The following is an 18,192-nucleotide window of genomic DNA, read 5'->3' on the forward strand; positions in this document are numbered from 1 at the left end:
TTAAGTCCGGGAGAAGAATAGGGCGGGGATTCCCTTCAAAATTGATCTGGGTCAACCGGCTTTGGCGCAGAGCAGTAAAATGCATCCGCGCGACGGGGTGGGCCTGATGGGCAGCCGGCGCTTGGAGCGGTCGATGAAGCCCGTAGTCACGATTGAGCCGAACTGGCAGCTCTGCAGCGATTGCGCCGTCCGCTCATCAGCGGTTTGTTCGTCGCTGGACGCCGTCGAGCTTCGGGAATTCGAGCATCTCGGCCGGCGCGTCCATTTATCCTCGGGCGAGACTGTGTTCTCCGAGGAGGACATCACGACCTCGTTCTACAATCTCTTCGAGGGCGTCATGCGGCTGTACAAGCTGCTGCCCGACGGCCGCCGGCAGATCGTGGGCTTTGCCTTGCCCGGCGATTTCCTGGGGATGAATATTTCGGGCAGGCACAATTTTTCGGCCGATGCGATCGGCGCGGTGACCGTATGCCAGTTCGCGAAGGCACCCTTCGGCCGTTTCATCGAGGACCGGCTGCACCTCCTCAGGCGGATCAACGAGCTGGCAATTCGCGAGCTGAACCAGGCCCGGGACCACATGGTCCTGCTCGGCCGCCGTTCGGCGGACGAAAAGGTTGCGGCCTTTCTGCTCGGCTGGCGCGAGCGGCTGGTTTCGCTGAAGGCGGCGTCGGACACGGTTCCGCTTCCGATGAGCCGCCAGGACATCGCCGATTACCTCGGCCTGACCATCGAGACCGTCAGCCGCACGTTCACCAAGCTGGAGCGCCACGGCGTGATCGAGATCATTCATGGCGGGATCAGCCTGCTCGATCCGGCGAAGGTCGAGGCCTTGGCCGCAGCCTGATTCCGACGCAGCGCGGCTCGATTTTGATCGGGATCAATGCATTCGGCCGCGTGCCCCGAATAATGCCTGAAACCACAGGGGAGGGCATCATGCCGGCTGACGCGTTGCTTATGAGCATCATTGTCGTAGCAATCTTTGTCACATTCGCCGGGGCACTGGCCTGGGCAGACCGGCAAACCAGCGCAGGCCCGCTCAAGTCAGACGTCAAGCGTCGAAGCTCCTGAGATCACGGTCGCATTTGCGGCGCCCGCGCCGTGGGCGATGCCGTGCGAGTGCGGGAGGGTTGGCAGCGCCTCAACGCAAGGCGGCGTGCGGCGCCTGCAACTCTGCATCGCCTAGGACGCATTGGCTCATCCTTCGGCTGCCGGCTTCACGCCTGACGGCGCCATTTTCGCCGCGTTTGCCTCAAATAGGGAGCATGCTTTCCGGTTGAAAAACTGGGCTACACTGACTACGCAGGGACCCCAGTGCCTCGCAGTCTTAGGAGCCCAGTGGCGTGCCTCAGGACAAGACCGGCGACGACCCCCGACAAGCGGCGGGAAATAAATTATCGGTCCTGCGCAAGCACCCGATCTTTGCGGATCTGGGGCCGGAGGCGCTGGATCAGCTCTGCCGTTACGCCAAGCACACCACGGTGAAGCGCGGCGCGACGATCGCCGCCAAGGGCGATCCCGGCAACAACCTGTTTGCGGTGATCACGGGGACGGTGAAGATCTCCTCTTCATCGCCCGATGGTCGTAACGCCATTCTCAATCTGATCGGTCCCGGAGAGATCTTCGGCGAAATCGCGGTGCTCGACGGCGCCCCCAGGTCGGCCGATGCGACCGCCAACACCAATTGCGAGCTCTACATCATCGATCGCCGGGACTTCCTGCCGTTCGTGAAGAGCCAACCGGCGCTCGCAATGAAATTCATCGAGCTGCTCTGCGCGCGCCTGCGCTGGACCAGCCAGCAGGTCGAGCAGGTGATCCTGCAAAATCTGCCGGGCCGGCTTGCGAGCGCGCTGCTGGGGCTCACCGAAGAGCGCAAGTTCGACTCCGGCAGCGGCACGCTCGTCATCACGCAGCAGGAGATCAGCGAGATGGTGGGGATGACGCGCGAGAGCATCAACAAGCAATTGCGCGCCTGGGCGGGCCGCAACTGGGTTCGCCTCGAGCACGGCGCCATCGTCGTGCTCGATATGGATGCCTTGCGCGAACTCGCCGAGAGCGGGCTCGACAGCTAGCTGTCGATGATCGCGACGGCGCGGGTCCAGCCTGCGGAGGCCCGCTCGATCTTCACCGGAAAGCACGAGACGGTGAACCCGGTCGAAGGCAGCTGGTCGAGATTGTGCAGCTTCTCGAGATGGCAATAGCCGATGTGCCGCCCCGCCTTGTGGCCCTCCCAGATCAGGCCGGCGTCTTTCGTTTCGGCGTATTTCTTCGCGGTATGGACGAAAGGCGCGTCCCAGCTCCAGCCGTCGGTGCCGGTCAGCCGCACGCCGCGTTCGAGCAAATACATGGTGGCCTCATAGCCCATGCCGCAGCCCGAGCTGACATAATCGGCTTGGCCGAACCTGGCGCCGGCGGCGGTGTTGACGACGACGATCTCCAGCGGCGACAGCGCATGCCCGATCCGCCTCAACTCCTTCTCGACGTCGTCGGCGCTCGCCACGTAGCCGTCGGGGAGATGACGGAAGTCGAGCTTCACGCCGGGCTGAAAGCACCATTCCAGCGGCACCTCGTCGACCGTCCATGACCGCTCGCCGCGATTCATGGTTGGATGGAAGTGCCAGGGCGCATCGAGATGCGTGCCGTTATGAGTCGACAGCGAGACCTGCTCGACCGCCCAGCCCTGGCCGTCCGGCAGGTCCTGTGCCGTGAGGCCCTCGAAGAACTGCAGCATCCGCGGCAGACCCTGCTGGTGATCTATGTACTGGATTGCCGGGTGATTGCCCGGCGGATCGGCCGTCACGTCGTTTCTGAGCGGCACGGAGATGTCGATCAGCTTCCGCGGCATGGGCATTCCTCGGGATGGTCGTTTTGTTTCGCAGCATCTTGAGGGGGCCGCACCGGCGTCGTCAAGCAACGCCCATGAACGCTTCCCGCGCCGGACGACCAGATGATTTCGGAAAAACTGGACGATGGGCCGGTTGTCTGCCCAAAGCCGGCTTGATCCATCGATGCAACTCTAGCATTGATCGATGCCGGATTTAGCTTGGACAGAGAATGCCGCGCGCCCTAGGGACGACAATGGCGCTTGACTTCACACCGGAAGTGGAGCGACCCAAGGCGGCCCGCAGCTCTGCCCAACGACATAATCAACTCAGGAGGAAGCTCAGATGAAGATACTTACCGGCGTCATCGCAGCCGCTCTGCTGGCGGTCTCAGCCCCCTTGGCGACCGCACGCGATTTCCGTTCCGCCGACATCCATCCCGCCGATTATCCGACCGTCGAGGCCGTCAAGTTCATGGGCAAGCAGCTCGCAGCGGCGAGCGGCGGCAAGCTCGGCGTGAAGGTGTTCCCCAACGGTGCGCTGGGCTCCGAGAAGGACACCATCGAGCAGCTCAAGATCGGCGCACTCGACATGATGCGGATCAACGCATCGCCCTTGAACAACTTCGTGCCGGAAACGATCGCGTTGTGCCTGCCCTTCATCTTCCGGGACACGCAGCACATGCGCACCGTTCTTGACGGGCCGATCGGCGACGAGATCCTGGCGGCCATGGCACCCGCAGGCCTGATCGGCCTCGCCTATTACGACAGCGGCGCCCGGTCCATCTACACCGTCAAAGCACCGATCAAGTCGCTCGCGGACGTCAAGGGTCTGAAAATTCGCGTCCAGCAATCCGATCTGTGGGTCGGCATGATCCAGAGCCTCGGGGCCAATCCGACCCCGATGCCGTATGGCGAAGTCTATACCGCTCTCAAGACCGGTTTGGTGGACGCTGCCGAGAACAACTGGCCTTCTTACGAGTCCTCGCGCCATTTCGAGGCCGCCAAGTTCTACAACGTCACCGAGCACTCCCTGGCGCCCGAAGTTCTCGTGATGTCGAAGACGGTCTGGGACACGCTGAGCAAGGAGGACCAGGCGATGGTCCGCAAGGCGGCGAAGGAATCGGTTCCCGTCATGCGCAAGCTCTGGGACGAGCGCGAGCAGGCGTCCCGCAAGACCGTTGAAGCGGCCGGCGTTCAGGTCGTGACGATCGCCAACAAGGCGGAGTTCGTCGACGCGATGAAGCCGGTGTACGACAAGTTCGCCGGTGACGAGAAGCTGAAGGGCCTCGTCAAGCGTATCCAGGACACGAAGTAAGACCATAGCGTTGGTCCGGCGCGCCGACTGGCGACGCCGGACCGACGCGTTGGAGGCGCGCAAGGAGACTTGCAAGGAGACCCGGATGACAGACCCTCACGTCGCAGACCACGAACTGGACGTAGCCGGACGCCCGTCCACCGGCTTGCTGTCCCGGATCAATGCTCCCGTCGCTCGGCTAGGGATGTATCTGTCGGTGACCGGACTGCTCGTCATCGTCACCATCGTCTTCTACCAGGTGTTCGGACGCTACGTGCTCAATTCCAGCCCGACCTGGACGGAGAACCTTGCGTTGGTTCTGATCCTGTATGTCACGTTGATCGGCGCCGCGGTCGGCGTGCGCGATGCCGGGCATATCGGCATGGACAGTTTGCTGGTGATGCTGCCGGATCACGCGCGGGAGAAAATCGAGCTTGTGATCCACGTTCTGGTGGCCGGGTTCGGCGTCGCGATGGCCTATAACGGCTGGATCCTCGGAGCGTCGGTCGGAACCGTTAAAATCCCCAATCTCGGCCTGCCCGAGGTCATCCGCTACGTGCCGCTGATCGCCTCCGGCGTCCTGATCGTCTCCTTTTCAATCGAGCACATCATCGCTCTCCTGCGCGGCGAAGAGGTCGTCCCCTCATGGAACTGATCATTCTCGGCGCCAGCTTCTTCGGCTTCCTCGTCCTCGGCGTCCCCGTCGCCTTCGCGATCGGCCTCTCGGCGATTTGCACCATCCTCTACGAAGGCCTCCCGGTCGCGGTCATCTTCCAGCAGATGATGTCGGGGATGAACATCTTCTCCTTCCTCGCCATCCCGTTCTTCGTCTTCAGCGGTGAGCTGATGCTGCATGGCGGCGTCGCCGACAAGATCGTGCAACTCGCCAAGAATCTCGTCGGACACATCCGCGGCGGGCTCGGCATGTCGAACGTGGTCGCCTGCACGCTGTTCGGCGGCGTGTCCGGCTCGCCCGTGGCCGACGTGTCGGCGATGGGGGCGGTGATGATCCCCATGATGAAGAAAGAAGGGTTCGACACCGACTACGCCGTCAACGTCACAACCCATGCTTCGCTGGTCGGAGCGCTGATGCCGACCAGTCACAACATGATCATCTATGCGCTCGCCGCCGGCGGCAAGGTCTCGATCGGCGCGCTGATCGCCGCCGGCCTGCTGCCGGCGCTGGTGCTGATGGTGTGCATGCTGGTCGCCGCTTACGGGGTCGCGGTGAAGCGCGGCTATCCGGCCGGCAAGTTCCCGGGCTGGCCCGCGGTTTTTCGCTCGTTCGCGGCCGCTCTGCCCGGCCTTCTGATCGTCGGCATCATCCTGGCGGGCATCCTGTCGGGCGTGTTCACGGCGACCGAATCCGCGGCCGTCGCGGTCACCTACACGATCCTGCTGACGTTCTTCATCTACCGCACGATGACCTTGCCGAACTTCCTGCGCGCGGCGGCCAAGGCGGTGAAGACCACGGGGGTGGTGCTGCTGCTGATCGGCGTCTCCACCATGTTCCAGTATTTAATGGGGCTTTACGAGGTGGCCGACTTCGCCGGCGAGATGATGAGCAGGGTCTCGAACCAGCCCTGGGTCATCTTCCTGCTCATCAACGTCATTCTGTTCGTGCTCGGCACGTTCATGGACATGGCCGCGACCATCCTGATCTGCACGCCCATCTTCCTGCCGATCGCGATGAAGGCGGGCATGGATCCGGTGCAGTTCGGCATGCTGATGCTGATCAACTGCGCGCTCGGGCTGAACACCCCGCCGGTCGGGACGACACAGTTCGTGGGCTGCGCCATCGGCGGCATCTCGGTGGGCGCGGTGATGCGCACCATCCTGCCGTTCTACGCCGCCCTGATCGCAGCTCTGATGTTCGTGACCTACGTCCCCGCCTTCTCGCTGTGGCTGCCCCGTCTGCTGATGGGCTACAAGGGCTAGCAGCAACGCAGGGAGAATCTATCCGTGACTGACTATCGCAAGCTCTTCGATCTCACCGGCAAGACGGCCGTGGTGCTGGGCGCCGCCTCCGGAATCGGCAAGTCGTCGGCCGAGGCGCTGGCCGGGCTCGGCGCCCGTGTCGTCTGCGCCGATCGTGCGCTTGAAGGCGCTGAAGCAACCGCCGCCGGCATTCGTGAGAAGGGCGGCTGGGCCGAGGCGGCTGCGTGCGACGCGGCGAGCGCCGCGGACGTCAATGCACTGGCCAAGACCGTGATGCAGAACTTCTCGCGGCTCGACATCGCGGTGACGACGCCCGGGCTCAACATCCGCAAGACCATCCTCGACTACACCGAGGAGGATCTCGACCGCGTCCTCAACCTCAACATCAAGGGCACGGTCTGGTTCTTCCAGGCCTTCGGCCGCATCATGGTCGAGCAGAAGGGCGGCAGCATCATCGCCTGCTCCTCGGTGCGCGCGGTGACCATCGAGCCGGGCCTCGGCGTCTATGGCTCGACCAAGGCAGCCATCGGCCTGCTGGTGAAGGGCTTTGCTTCCGAGGTTGGACGCTCCGGCGTGCGCGTCAACGCGATCGCGCCGAGCATCGCCGAGACCGCGCTGACCGGCCCGTTCAAGCAGCGTCCCGACATCTACAATCTCTACGCCGGCCATACCGTGTTCAACCGCTGGAGCAGCGCCGACGAGGTCGCGACAGCCGTCGCCTATCTCGCCTCGGACGCCGCGAGCTATGTCAGCGGCAGCACACTGTTTGTCGATGGTGGCTGGACCGCCGTCGACGGTCCGCCGACCGGTCTCACCCAGTTGCACACATAGGGCGATTATCTAGCCTGCAAAGCCGGCGCGCTGGCGCAGATCCCTGCGGTCTGCGCTGGTCAGCAACGCGATCAGCGCGGCCGCCTCTTGTGGATGTACGGCCCGCGTGGTCACGCCGGCCGTGTACATCGTCACGAGCTCGCAGCCCGGCGGCAGCGCTCCTGACAGCGCGATGCCGTCGGTCGCGATGATCTCGGTGGCCTGTGTGCAGCCAATCGGATGCGCGGCGGTGGACGCCGCAAGCTCCCGCATCGCGGTCGCGCCGTTGGGAAAGATCTTGAGGCGCGAAGCGACCTCGTAGGCGATGCCGAGCTGATCCAGCACCTTTGCGACGTGCTGTCCCGCCGTCGAGGCTTTCGTATCAGGGACGTAGATCGCGTCGGCGCTGCGCAGCACCTCGCGCAAATCGGCCTCGGTCTTCACGGTCACCTTGGGATCGCGGCTGCGGACCGCCAGCGCGGTCTCGACCCGCCCGACATCCGAGATCGAGGAGGGGACGACGAGCTTCTCTTCGGCAAGCTTTGCAAGCAGCGCCTGCGTCAGGATGACGAGATCGGCCGCCGTTCCCGCGCGCAGCTTGTTCGCCATGATGCCGACCGCGCCGAACTCGCCGTCGATGCCGAAGCCGGTCTGCGTCTTGAAGGGATCGCCGAGGCCGCGCACCAGGCCTTGCGCCGCGCCTCCACTCAAAATGCTCACTGTCGTCACGACGCCTGCTCCATGGCTGCAATGATCTTGTCGCGGGTGATCGGCAGGTCGCGCACGCGCACGCCGAGGCAATCGTAAACGGCATTCGCGATCGCCGCCGTCACCGGGCCGTGGGCGGCCTCGCCGGCGCCGACCGGCTCGATCTCCGGCCGCTGGACGATCTCGACATCCACCATTGGCACCTCGCTGAAGGTGAGGATCGGATAGTCGGTCCAGGACGTCGATGTGATGCGCGTGCGGTCGAAGCGGACGCGTTCCTTCAGAACCCAGCTTGTCGCCTGGATCGCGCCGCCCTCGATCTGGTTGATGACGCCGTCCGGGTTGATGGCCTCGCCGACATCGACCGCAAGCATCAGCCGCTTGACGCGGATGTTGTCAGTGCCCTCGATCTCCGCAATCGCGGCGCAATAGGCCCCGGTGTTCTTGTAGCGGGCGAAGCCGACGCCGTGACCGATGCCGGACTTCTTTTGCGGTTTCCATTGCGCGCGTCGTGCCGCCGCGCGAATGACCTCCTTTGCCCGTTCGTCGCGCAGATGACGCAGGCGGAACGCGATCGGGTCTTCGCCGCGCAGCGCGGCGATCTCGTCGAGCAGGGACTCGATCGCGAACACATTGCCTTGTCCACCGAGCGTCCGCAGCGCCGAGGTTCGCATCGGCATGGTCAGCAGCCGGTGGCTCGTGACCGTCCAGGCCGGGAGGTCGTAGAGCGGAACGGAGTTGCGGTCGCCGCCGCCGCCATTGGCCGCGGGCGGATTGGTCGAGATCATGCGCGGGTAGGGGGTCGCAATCTCGGTTGCGGCAAGCAGCGCGGGCTGTGCTGCGCGCCCGGGCCGCGCCGCGTGGCCGTTGCTCCAGATCGCATGGCGCCAACCGACGATCTCGTTGTCCCCATCGAGGTCGGCTTCGATCTCGATCGCCATCGCCGCGCCGAACGGCGCGTGAGCCATCTCGTCGTGGCGCGACCATTGCACCCGCACCGGACGGCCGCCGGCCGCTTTCGCCAGCAGCACGGCATCGAGCGCGACGTCATCGGCGGCATTGTGTCCGTAGCAGCCGGCGCCCTCCATGTGCTCGACGACGATGCTCTCCATCGGCAGCTTGAGCACGATCGCGAGGTCGGCGCGCAGCAGATAGACGCCCTGGCTGTGCGTCCAGACATGGACGCGATCGCCACTCCATTGTGCCATCGCACAGGACGGAGCGATCGAGGCATGCGCGATGTAGGGACGGATGTATTGCCGGCGGAGGGTGCGAGCAGCTTTCTTTATCGTTGCTGCAGAGGTCCTGGTGTCGATGACAGTGGTCTCGACCGGCTGGCTCTTCAGGAATCCGGCGAGATCATCTTCATCGGGCAGCGGCTCGCCGGCCGACCATGTCGCCCCCTTGCGCAAGGCTTTCAGCGCGGCTTCAGCCGCTGCCTCGTTGTCGGCAACCACGCCGGCAAAGCCGCCGTCGCGGACGATCGCGACGAGGCCGGGAACGGCTCGCGTAGCGGTCTCGTCGAGCGCGATCAGCCTGGCGCCCGAGATGTCCGGCCGCAGCACGCGTCCGTGCAGCAAGTCCGGCAGCGGACAGTCGTGAATAAAGCGCGGCCGTGCGAACACCTTGTCGGGCATGTCGACGCGCTGGACCGAATGTCCGGCCACAGTGCGTTTGGCGACGATCTTCGCTGTCGCACCGGCTTTGGCGTCGTGGTCGAGCGAGACGTCATCGGCCAACTCCCAATAGCTGGTCCTGACATTGCCGGGGCCCGAGATCGTGCCGTCATGGATGTCGAGCAGCGACGCATCGACACCGAGACGCTCCGATGCTGCGAGGAGGAAGCGCTGGCGGATTTCGGCACAGGCGTGGCGCAGCGCCCGGCCGGATTGCTGGACCGAAAGGCTGCCCGAGGTGACGCCCTCGTTCGGACTTGCCGCCGTGGAGGCGCGGATCATCTCGATGCGGCCAATATCGACGTCGAGCTCGTCGGCTGCGATCTGCGCCAGGGCCGTGACGATGCCCTGGCCGATCTCGACCTTGCCGGGCGAGATCGCCACGCGGCCTTCGCCGATGAGCTTCACCCAGGATGACAGCTTGGGATTGGCCGCAAGGCTGACCGGTAGTGTTTGGGCAGGGGACGGCGCACTCATGTTTCCGCCATCTCCGACGCCGCCCGCAGCACGGCGCGGATCATGCGGTTATGCGATCCGCAGCGGCATAGATTGCGATCAAGCGCGGTTCTCACCTCCGCCTCCGTCGGCGACGGATTGCGCTTCAGCAAAGCCGCCGCGCTGATCAGAATCCCCGAGACGCAATAGCCGCATTGCATCGCCTGCTCGGCGATAAAGGCGCGTTGCAGCGGATGCGGCTCCTCCGCTGTGCCGAGGCCTTCCACCGTGACGACGTCCTTGTCCGCGACCGACCACATCGGCAGGTCGCACGAGGCCATCGCGCGGTCGCCGACCATGACATGGCAGGCGCCGCACTCGCCGGCCCCGCAGCCGAAATGCGGACTTGTAACGCCGAGCCGGCTGCGCAGCAGGTCGAGCAGCGTCTGATCCGGATCGGCATCCACGGCCGCGGCCGTGCCGTTGAGCTGGAATTGAATGGTAGGCATTGTCGCTCTACAGCCTCAGGACTTGTCGAACTTCTTGACCACGTCGGCCCATTTTTCGATGTCGCCGCGCAGGAACTTGTCGAATTCCTCCGGCGTCATTGACATGGGCGCCGCGCCCTGCGCAGTCCAGAGCTTGATGATGTCGGGCCGCTTCACCATTGCGTTCACGGCGGCATTGAGCTTGTCGATCACGGGTTTCGGCGTGCCGGCCGGCGCCATCAGGCCGAGCCAGATCGTGGCTTCGTAGCCTGCGACCCCCGCCTCGATCGCGGTCGGCACGTTCGGCAGCACCGCTGAGCGTTGCTTGCCGGTGGTCGCGAGCGCGCGGACCTGGTTCTCGCCGATGTTCGGCGCCATCGCCGGCACGGCGTCGATCATCATCTGCACCTGCCCGCCGATCACGCCGCTGCGCGCCTCGCCACTGTTGCGATAGGGCACGTGGACGAGGTCGATGCCGGCCATGGCTTTGAACAGCTCGCCGGCCATGTGATAGGGCGTGCCCTGGCCGGAGGAGGCGTAGTTCAATTTGCCCGGCTGCGACTTGGCGAGCGCGACGAACTCCTGCAGCGTCCTCGCTGCGACTTGCGGGTTCACCACGATGACGAGATCGGAAGAGTTGACCGGTGCGATCGGCGCGAGGTCGCGCATCAGCTCGTATTTGCGTTTATCCGGCGTCAGCAGGGATTCGTTCGCGGTCTGGGTGTTGGACATCATCAGCAGCGTGTAGCCGTCGGCGGGCGACTTCGCCGCTTCGACCGTGCCGATGACACCGCCCGCGCCGGTGCGGTTCTCGATCACGAAGGGTTGGCCAAAACTCTCCTGGAGCGCGTTGCCGATCTGCCGGGCCGCGACATCGGCCGGCCCGCCGGCGCCGAAGGGCACGACGATTCGGACCGAATGGTTGGGATAGTCCTGCGCCAGGGACGGGCTTGCGGAGGACGCGCTGAGCAGGCCGGCGGCCAGCGCCAGCATGAATTGTCGGGCCGTCACACCCACCTCCCTGATGTCGTTCTTGTTGTTGGGCACTGTAGCGGCAGGGGAGGCGGACTGTCGACGCCTCACAAGACCGATGGTGCGTGGAATATCGGGCGGTTTTCGGTGTGGCGGCGCCGCTCTTCGCGGTCGCGGCAGGAACCGGCGGCGCACACGGTCTGAGCAAATCGCATGGGCGTTGCCGGATAAATCCCCTCGGCTGAGGGGTATTTTGGTGTTACCAAATTGGACATGAACCAGCACGCCAAGATCGAAATCCGCCATTCGACCTGTCCGCATGATTGCCCGTCGGCCTGTGCGCTCGATATCGAGGTGGTCGAGGGACGCAGCATCGGTCGCGTCCGCGGTTCGAAAAAGCAGACCTATACGGCCGGCGTGGTCTGCGCCAAGGTCGCCCGTTATGCCGAGCGCATCCATCATCCTGAACGGCTGATGTATCCGCTGCGCCGCACGGGTGCGAAGGGCTCCGGCCAATTCGCCCGGATCAGCTGGGACGAGGCGCTGGACGAGATCGCGGATCGCTTCAACCAGGCCGAGCGCGAGTTCGGTGCGGAATCGGTCTGGCCCTATTATTACGCCGGCACGATGGGGCTGGTGATGCGCGACGGCCTCAACCGGCTCACGCATGTGAAGAAATATTCGCGGTTCTACCAGACCATCTGCGCCAATGTCGGCCGCATCGGGTTCGCGATCGGCACCGGCAAGATCGCCGGCGTCGATCCGCGCGAGATGGCGCTGTCCGACCTGGTGGTGATCTGGGGCACCAACCCCGTCAACACGCAGGTCAACGTGATGACGCACGCCGCGCGTGCGCGCAAGGAGCGTGGCGCCAAGATCGCAGCCGTCGACATTTACGACAACGAGACCATGAAGCAGGCGGATATCAAGATCATCCTGCGGCCCGGCACCGACGGCGCGTTCGCCTGCGGCGTGATGCATGTCCTGTTCCGCGACGGCTATGCCGATCGCGCCTATATGGACAAGTACACCGATTGCCCTGGCGAGCTCGAGGCGCATCTGAAGACGCGCACGCCCGAATGGGCCTCCGCGATCTCCGGCGTGCCGGTAGCGGAGATCGAGGCTTTTGCCAAACTGGTCGGCGAGACCAAGCGGGCCTTCTTCCGGCTCGGCTACGGCTTCACCCGGTCGCGCAACGGCGCGGCGCAGATGCATGCCGCGAACTGCATTCCCGCGGTGACCGGCGCCTGGCAATATGAAGGCGGCGGCGCCTTCTTCAACAATTACGCGCTGTGGCACTTCAACGAATCCATCATCGAAGGTCACGACGCCATCGACCCAACTATCCGCGCGCTTGACCAGTCGCAGATCGGCCGCATCCTCACCGGCGATTCCAAGGCCCTGCACGGCAAGGGTCCGGTCAAGGCGATGCTGATCCAGAACACCAACCCGATGACGGTGGCGCCGGAGCAGGCACTGGTGCGGCAGGGTTTTGCGCGTGAGGATTTGTTCGTCGCCGTGCACGAGCAGTTCATGACCGAGACGGCCGAGATGGCCGACATCGTGCTGCCGGCGACGATGTTCATGGAGCATGACGATCTCTATTACGGCGGCGGCCACCAGCACATCTCGGTCGGACCGAAGCTGATCGATCCGCCCGGCGAATGCCGCTCCAACCACGAGGTGCTGCTGGCGCTGGCGCCGCGGCTTGGCGCCAGGCATCCGGGATTTGAGCTGACGCCGCGCGAGTTGATCGACGCGACGCTGAAGCTGAGCGACCACGGCGACATTGCCGGCCTCGAAGCCGATCTCTGGCGCGACCTGCAACCGGACTTCCGCACCTCGCATTATCTCGACGGCTTTGCCCATGCGGACAGGAAATTCCACTTCAAGGCCGATTGGGCGCATCCGCCGTTCGGCCAGACGATGGGCGATTTCGACAAGATGCCGTCGTTGCCGGACCATTGGGCGGTGATCGAGCATTCCGACCAGGCCCATCCGTTCCGGCTTGCCACCAGCCCGTCGCGCAGCTTCCTCAACACCACCTTCAACGAGACGCCATCCTCGCAGGCGCGCGAGGGCAAGGCGAGCGTGATGATCCATCCGCTGGATGCGGCCACGCTCGACATCGCCGATGGCGACGCTGTCACGCTCGGCAACACCCGCGGCGAGACCACGCTGATTGCCACGCTGTTCGAGGGCGTGCGGCGCGGCGTGCTGATCGCGGAGTCCGTTCATCCCAACAAGAACCATATCGGCAACCGCGGCATCAACATGTTGACCGGCGCGGACACGATCGCGCCGATCGGCGGAGCCGCTTTCCACGACAACAAGGTCTGGATCAGGAAAGCGGTCGCGGCCTGAGCGCACGCTTCGATCGCCTTTCAAGTTTGTGTCGAGGCGCTAAAGCGTCGGCTCGCCGCAGATTGCCCTTGCACCTTCCGCCCGAGCTGCCGCAAATGGCCGCTAAACGGGAGCCCAAGGAAGCGAGCGTGCCATGATCGACACCACAGCCGTGATCACCGAGAAGCGCGGGCAGGCGCTCTGGATCACCATCAACCGGCCCGAGAAACGCAACGCGCTGAATGGCGAAGTCATCGCCGGCATCGCACGCGGCTATCGCGACGCGCATGACGACAAGGAAGTCCGCATCATCGTGCTGACCGGCGCGGGCGACAAGGCGTTCTGCGCCGGTGCGGACCTGCAGAACTCCGGCGCGGCTTTCGCGATGGATCATTCGAAGCCGAATGTCGACTATGCCGATCTGTTACGCTTGTCGCAGAACGCGACCAAGCCCGCGATCGCGCGCGTCGGCGGCGTCTGCATGGCCGGCGGCATGGGCCTGCTCTGCATGACCGACATGGCCGTCGCCGCCGATCACGTCATCTTCGGCCTGCCGGAGGTGAAGGTCGGCGTATTCCCGATGCAGGTGTTGAGCCTGTTGCAGTCCATTGCTCCACCTCGCCTCGTCAACGAATGGGCGCTGACCGGCGAGCCGTTCGACGCGAAAGCGGCGCAGGGAGCGGGCCTGCTGAACTACGTCGTGCCCACGGCCGAGCTGGATGCCAAGGTCGACTGGCTGATCGGCCGCATCGTCGATAAATCCCCGACCGCGATCCGCCGCGGCAAATACGCGATGCGCGCCATCGCCTCGATGTCGTTCGACGAGAGCATCGCCTACACCGAAAGCCAGATCGCGCTGCTCGCGATGACCGAGGACGCCAAGGAAGGCCTGAAGGCGTTCAGCGAGAAGCGCAAGCCGGTGTGGACGGGACGGTGAGACAGGATTCTTTTCGGCCACTTGTTGACCCGTCATCCTGAGGCGCGAGCGATGGGGCGCGTCGCGCCCCATCGGGAGCCTCGAAGGATGCACGGCCGCGATGCAGCCGGGCCGTCGCCCTTCGAGGCCTCCGCTTCGCTGCGGCACCTCAGGGTGACGGTGATGGTGAAGCGCGGGGCGCCCCAGAATGATGGGCTAGCCCGCGTTGGCCTTCAACCCCGCGGCCTGGATGCCCGCCACCGCGCACGCCTCGTCATTGTCGGATGTGTCTCCGCTGACGCCGACGGCGCCGAGCAGCGTCGTGCCGTCCATGATCAGCACGCCGCCGGGGACCGGGACCAGCGCGCCCTTGGCCATGGTGTTCACGGCGTCGATGAAATAGGCCTGCTCCTGCGCGCGCTGGAAGAGAGCGCGCGAGCCCATGCCCAATGCGAGTGCGCCATAGGCCTTGCCGTGCGCGATCTCGGCGCGCATCAGGCTTGTGCCGTCCTGCGCCGCGGCGATCTTGAGCACGCCGCGGGCGTCGAGGATGGTGACGACCAGCGGCTTCAGCTTCAGCTCGGTGGATTTCGCGAAGGCGGCGTCGAGGATCTTGCGGGCGGTGTCGAGGGTGAGGTCAGCCATGATTGGTTTCCTTTGCAACGGGAGGGGTTGTGGATTGGATCTCGGCACGATCGAGGCTCATCGCCAGCACGCGCGCGACGTGAAGCGCCTCTCGCTCCGCGCCGTCGTGGATCTGGTGTCGGCAGGAGGTGCCGTCGGCAACGACGAGCGTATTCTGGTCCGCGCGCCGCACGGCGGGTAGCAGCGAGAGCTCGGCCATCTCGATCGAGGCATCGTAGGTGTCTGCGCCATAACCAAAGGCGCCGGCCATGCCGCAGCAGCTCGACTCGATGGTCTGGACCTCAAGGTTGGGAATGAGGCCCAGCACCTGCTCGACCGGCTTGAACGCGCCGAAGGATTTTTGATGGCAATGGCCGTGCACCAGGGCTTTGTCGGCAACGGCGCCGAGCGGCAGTTGCAGCCGGCCGGCCTCGGCCTCGCGCACCAGGAATTCCTCGAAGGTCAACGCGTGGGCGCCGACGGCCTTGGCCTCATCGTCCTTGCGCAGCGAGGCGAGCTCGTCGCGCAAGGTCAAAAGGCAGCTTGGCTCGAGACCGACGATCGGCACGCCGCGCGTGGCGAAGGGCGCGAAGGCGGCGACGAGACGATCGAGCTCTGACCTGGCTTCGTCGACAAGGCCCGCTGACAGGAAGGTGCGGCCGCAGCACAGCGGACGGCTGCCGCTTGCGGGTTTCGGCAGATGCACGCGGTAGCCGCCGGCCGCGAGCACGCGCAGCGCGGCCTCGAGATTTTCGCGCTCATAGATGCGATTGAAGGTGTCGGCGAACAGCACGACCTCGCGGCCGGTCTCCGGCCCGACCGCTTCGGCCGGCGGCACGAACACGTCGCTGCGGAAGGCGGGCAGCGCGCGGCGGGCGCTGATGCCGGCAAAGCGTTCGAACAGCTTTCGCAGCAGCGGGCTGCGGTTGCGCAAATTCGCCAACGGCGCGAAGCGCGACGCGAGGCCGGCATAGCGCGGGAGGTAGCCGACCAATCGGTCGCGCAAGGTCAGGCCATGCGAGGCCGCGCGCGCGGCGAGCACCTCGATCTTCATCTTGGCCATGTCGATGCCAACAGGGCATTCGTGGCGGCAGGCCTTGCAGGACACGCAAAGCTTTAGCGTCTCCATCATCTCGTCGGAGGAGAGCGCGCCCGCGCCAAGCTGGCCGGAGATGGCGAGCCGCAGCGTGTTGGCGCGGCCTCGCGTCACGTCCTTCTCGTTGCGCGTCGCGCGGTAGGAGGGGCACATCACGCCGCCCTCGAGCTTGCGGCAGGCGCCGTTGTTGTTGCACATCTCGACCGCGCCCTGAAAACCGCCGCCGGCCCCGGGATAAGCGGACCAGTCGAGCTTTGTCTTGAGCTCAGCGACGCGATACTCAGGCTTGAAGCGGAATAGCGAACGATCGTCCATCTTCGGTGCGTCGACGATCTTGCCGGGGTTGAGCACGCCCTCGGGATCAAAGCGCTGCTTCACTTCCCTGAAGTCGGCGACCAGGCGCTCGCCGAACATCGTTTCGTGGAATTCGGAGCGCACCAGGCCATCGCCGTGCTCGCCGGAATGCGAGCCCTTGTATTCGCGCACCAGTTCGAATGCTTCCTCGGCGATGGCCCGCATCGCCTTGACGTCCTTGTCCAGCTTCAAATTCAGCACGGGCCGCACATGCAGGCAGCCTTCGGAGGCGTGAGCATACATCGTGCCGCTGGTGCCGTGCTTGGCGAACACCTCGCTCAGCCGTGCGGTGTAGTCGGCGAGATGCGGCAACGGCACGGCGCAGTCCTCGACGAAGGAGACCGGCTTGCCCTCCTGCTTCATCGACATCATGACGTTGAGGCCGGCGGCGCGGAAATCGGCGATCCCGCTCTGGAGCGCGGGCTCGGTGATGTCCACCACGCCGCCCCATTTTCGCTTGTCGTTGTTCCAGCCGAAGCCGAGATCGCCCATCAGCTCGCCAAGCTGCTTCAGGCGCACGAGGTTGTCCGCCTGATCCTCCTCGGCGAACTCGACCACGAGCACCGCATCCGGATCGCCCTTGATCGCAGTGGAGATGATGGGTCGGAACATCGCGATGTCGCGGCCGAGTGCGAGCATGGTGCGGTCGACCAGCTCGACCGCGATCGGCTTGAGCTTGACCAGATGCTGGGCCGCGTCCATCGCCTCGTAAAAACTGCCGAAATGGCAGATGCCGAGCGCCTTGTTGCGGATCACAGGCCACAGCTTCAGCTCGACCTTGGTGGTGAAGGCGAGGGTCCCCTCGGAGCCGACGAGAAGGTGCGCCATGTTGTTGCGGGCATTGCGCGGCACCAGCGCATCGAGATTGTAGCCGCCGACACGGCGCTGCACTTTTGGAAAGCGTGCGGCAATCTCCCCGGCCTCGCGGGCGCCGAGATCGAGCATGTCGCGGAACAGGGCGCGGGCGCTGTCGTTCGCATCGAGATCGGAGAGATCGCGCGAGACCTCGCCGAAGCGGCTCAGCGTGCCGTCGGCAAGCGCGGCCTCCATCGACAGTGTGTTGTCGCGCATGGTGCCGTAGCGCAGGCTACGGCCGCCGCAGGAATTGTTGCCGGCCATGCCGCCGATTGTGGCGCGCGAGGCCGTAGAGACGTCGACCGGAAACCAGAGGCCGTGTTTCTTCAGCTGGCGGTTGAGGTCGTCGAGCACGATGCCCGGCTCGACCACGCAGGTGCCTCCTTCGACGTCGAGCGACAGGATCCGGTTCAGGTGCTTCGAGAGATCGACCACGAGACCGTCATTGACGGTCTGGCCGCATTGCGAGGTGCCGCCGCCGCGCGGGGTCACCTTCAGTCCCTCGTCGCGCGCGATCGCCAGCGCCCGCAAGGCCTCGTCCATGGTGCGCGGCACCACCACGCCATGGGGCATGATCTGGTAGAAGGAAGCGTCGGTGGCGTAGCGGCCGCGGCTGAAAGCGTCGAACAGGACGTCGCCGGTCACGTCCCGGGCCAGACGTGCCGCGAGGCCGTCCTTTTTGGCCGATTCCTGTGATTTCCCGGGCACTTCCGCCGCCATGGTCCGCTCTTGCCTGTTCGCCGCCCCCGTCTTGCCTCCGGTCACGGCCCTTGGCAAGGCGAGCCCTGCTTCTTGTGCATTGACGGACCCCGCCCGGCGAGGGACAAGCCCGGCGAATAGTGATATTCGAGCGGCTCGCGCA

General features: G+C 65.1%; 15 protein-coding genes. 8 read left to right on the forward strand and 7 right to left on the reverse strand.

Translation table 11 applies throughout. The features are described 5' to 3' along the window. Positions 1-133: 133 nt before the first annotated feature. A complete protein-coding gene (locus N551_RS0109120; RefSeq protein ID WP_027566710.1) occupies positions 134-844 on the forward strand; it encodes a helix-turn-helix domain-containing protein in 711 nt (236 codons plus the stop codon). A 496-nt stretch (positions 845-1,340) separates the two neighbouring features. Continuing rightward, positions 1,341-2,069, forward strand: coding sequence for a Crp/Fnr family transcriptional regulator (locus tag N551_RS0109130; RefSeq protein ID WP_027566711.1), 729 nt, complete (start codon positions 1,341-1,343; stop codon positions 2,067-2,069). Here N551_RS0109130 and N551_RS0109135 read toward each other — a convergent pair. Then, positions 2,066-2,842, reverse strand: coding sequence for a cyclase family protein (locus N551_RS0109135; RefSeq protein ID WP_027566712.1), 777 nt, complete (start codon positions 2,840-2,842; stop codon positions 2,066-2,068). The genes N551_RS0109130 and N551_RS0109135 overlap by 4 nt on opposite strands. Positions 2,843-3,164: 322 nt before the next feature. On the opposite strand from N551_RS0109135, the gene N551_RS0109140 reads away from it, so the two are divergent. The 4 genes from N551_RS0109140 to N551_RS0109155 all read left to right on the forward strand — a co-directional run bounded on the left by N551_RS0109140 (position 3,165) and on the right by N551_RS0109155 (position 6,884). Next, positions 3,165-4,136: a TRAP transporter substrate-binding protein gene (locus N551_RS0109140; RefSeq protein ID WP_027566713.1), complete on the forward strand. Its 972-nt coding sequence runs from the start codon at positions 3,165-3,167 to the stop codon at positions 4,134-4,136. Positions 4,137-4,221: 85 nt separating this feature from the next. Further along, the gene (locus N551_RS0109145; protein ID WP_027566714.1) at positions 4,222-4,770 is read left to right on the forward strand and encodes a TRAP transporter small permease; all 549 of its coding nucleotides are present in this window, start codon (positions 4,222-4,224) and stop codon (positions 4,768-4,770) included. Then, positions 4,761-6,053: a TRAP transporter large permease gene (locus N551_RS0109150; protein ID WP_027566715.1), complete on the forward strand. Its 1,293-nt coding sequence runs from the start codon at positions 4,761-4,763 to the stop codon at positions 6,051-6,053. Before N551_RS0109145 ends, N551_RS0109150 begins: the two co-directional genes overlap by 10 nt. 24 nt (positions 6,054-6,077) lie before the next feature. Next, positions 6,078-6,884 carry an SDR family NAD(P)-dependent oxidoreductase gene (locus N551_RS0109155; RefSeq protein ID WP_027566716.1) on the forward strand — a complete coding sequence of 269 codons (807 nt, stop codon included), beginning with the start codon at positions 6,078-6,080 and terminating at the stop codon, positions 6,882-6,884. Between the two features lie 9 nt (positions 6,885-6,893). On the opposite strand, the gene N551_RS0109160 is transcribed toward N551_RS0109155, so the two are convergent. From N551_RS0109160 to N551_RS0109175, 4 genes are read right to left on the reverse strand one after another with little or no spacing between them, the layout of a single operon-like run. Continuing rightward, a complete protein-coding gene (locus tag N551_RS0109160) occupies positions 6,894-7,592 on the reverse strand; it encodes a substrate-binding domain-containing protein (RefSeq protein WP_027566717.1) in 699 nt (232 codons plus the stop codon). Beyond that, complete coding sequence (locus N551_RS0109165; RefSeq protein ID WP_027566718.1) at positions 7,589-9,724, reverse strand: molybdopterin cofactor-binding domain-containing protein; 2,136 nt, start codon at positions 9,722-9,724, stop codon at positions 7,589-7,591. Before N551_RS0109165 ends, N551_RS0109160 begins: the two co-directional genes overlap by 4 nt. Then, on the reverse strand, positions 9,721-10,191 hold the full coding sequence (locus N551_RS0109170) for a (2Fe-2S)-binding protein (protein ID WP_027566719.1): 471 nt from the start codon (positions 10,189-10,191) through the stop codon (positions 9,721-9,723). The genes N551_RS0109165 and N551_RS0109170 overlap by 4 nt, the downstream gene beginning before the upstream one ends. Positions 10,192-10,206: 15 nt before the next feature. Beyond that, positions 10,207-11,163 (reverse strand): tripartite tricarboxylate transporter substrate binding protein, encoded by a 957-nt coding sequence (locus N551_RS0109175; protein ID WP_197031120.1) that lies wholly within the window; start codon positions 11,161-11,163, stop codon positions 10,207-10,209. A gap of 252 nt (positions 11,164-11,415) precedes the next feature. Between N551_RS0109175 and N551_RS0109180 the strand changes: the two genes are divergently transcribed. Further along, positions 11,416-13,506 (forward strand): molybdopterin-dependent oxidoreductase, encoded by a 2,091-nt coding sequence (locus tag N551_RS0109180; RefSeq protein WP_027566721.1) that lies wholly within the window; start codon positions 11,416-11,418, stop codon positions 13,504-13,506. Between the two features lie 133 nt (positions 13,507-13,639). Next, entirely contained in the window at positions 13,640-14,422 is a 783-nt protein-coding gene (locus tag N551_RS0109185) for an enoyl-CoA hydratase/isomerase family protein (protein WP_027566722.1), read from the forward strand. 195 nt (positions 14,423-14,617) lie between these two features. Here N551_RS0109185 and N551_RS0109190 read toward each other — a convergent pair whose 3' ends face one another. Together N551_RS0109190 and N551_RS0109195 are read right to left on the reverse strand one after the other, a co-directional pair. Further along, the gene (locus tag N551_RS0109190) at positions 14,618-15,046 is read right to left on the reverse strand and encodes a heme-binding protein (protein ID WP_027566723.1); all 429 of its coding nucleotides are present in this window, start codon (positions 15,044-15,046) and stop codon (positions 14,618-14,620) included. Then, a complete protein-coding gene (locus N551_RS0109195; RefSeq protein ID WP_051462649.1) occupies positions 15,039-18,050 on the reverse strand; it encodes an FAD-binding and (Fe-S)-binding domain-containing protein in 3,012 nt (1,003 codons plus the stop codon). Before N551_RS0109195 ends, N551_RS0109190 begins: the two co-directional genes overlap by 8 nt. Positions 18,051-18,192: the final 142 nt, after the last annotated feature.

It is taken from the genome of Bradyrhizobium sp. URHA0013, from assembly GCF_000518345.1.
Classification (GTDB): domain Bacteria; phylum Pseudomonadota; class Alphaproteobacteria; order Rhizobiales; family Xanthobacteraceae; genus Bradyrhizobium.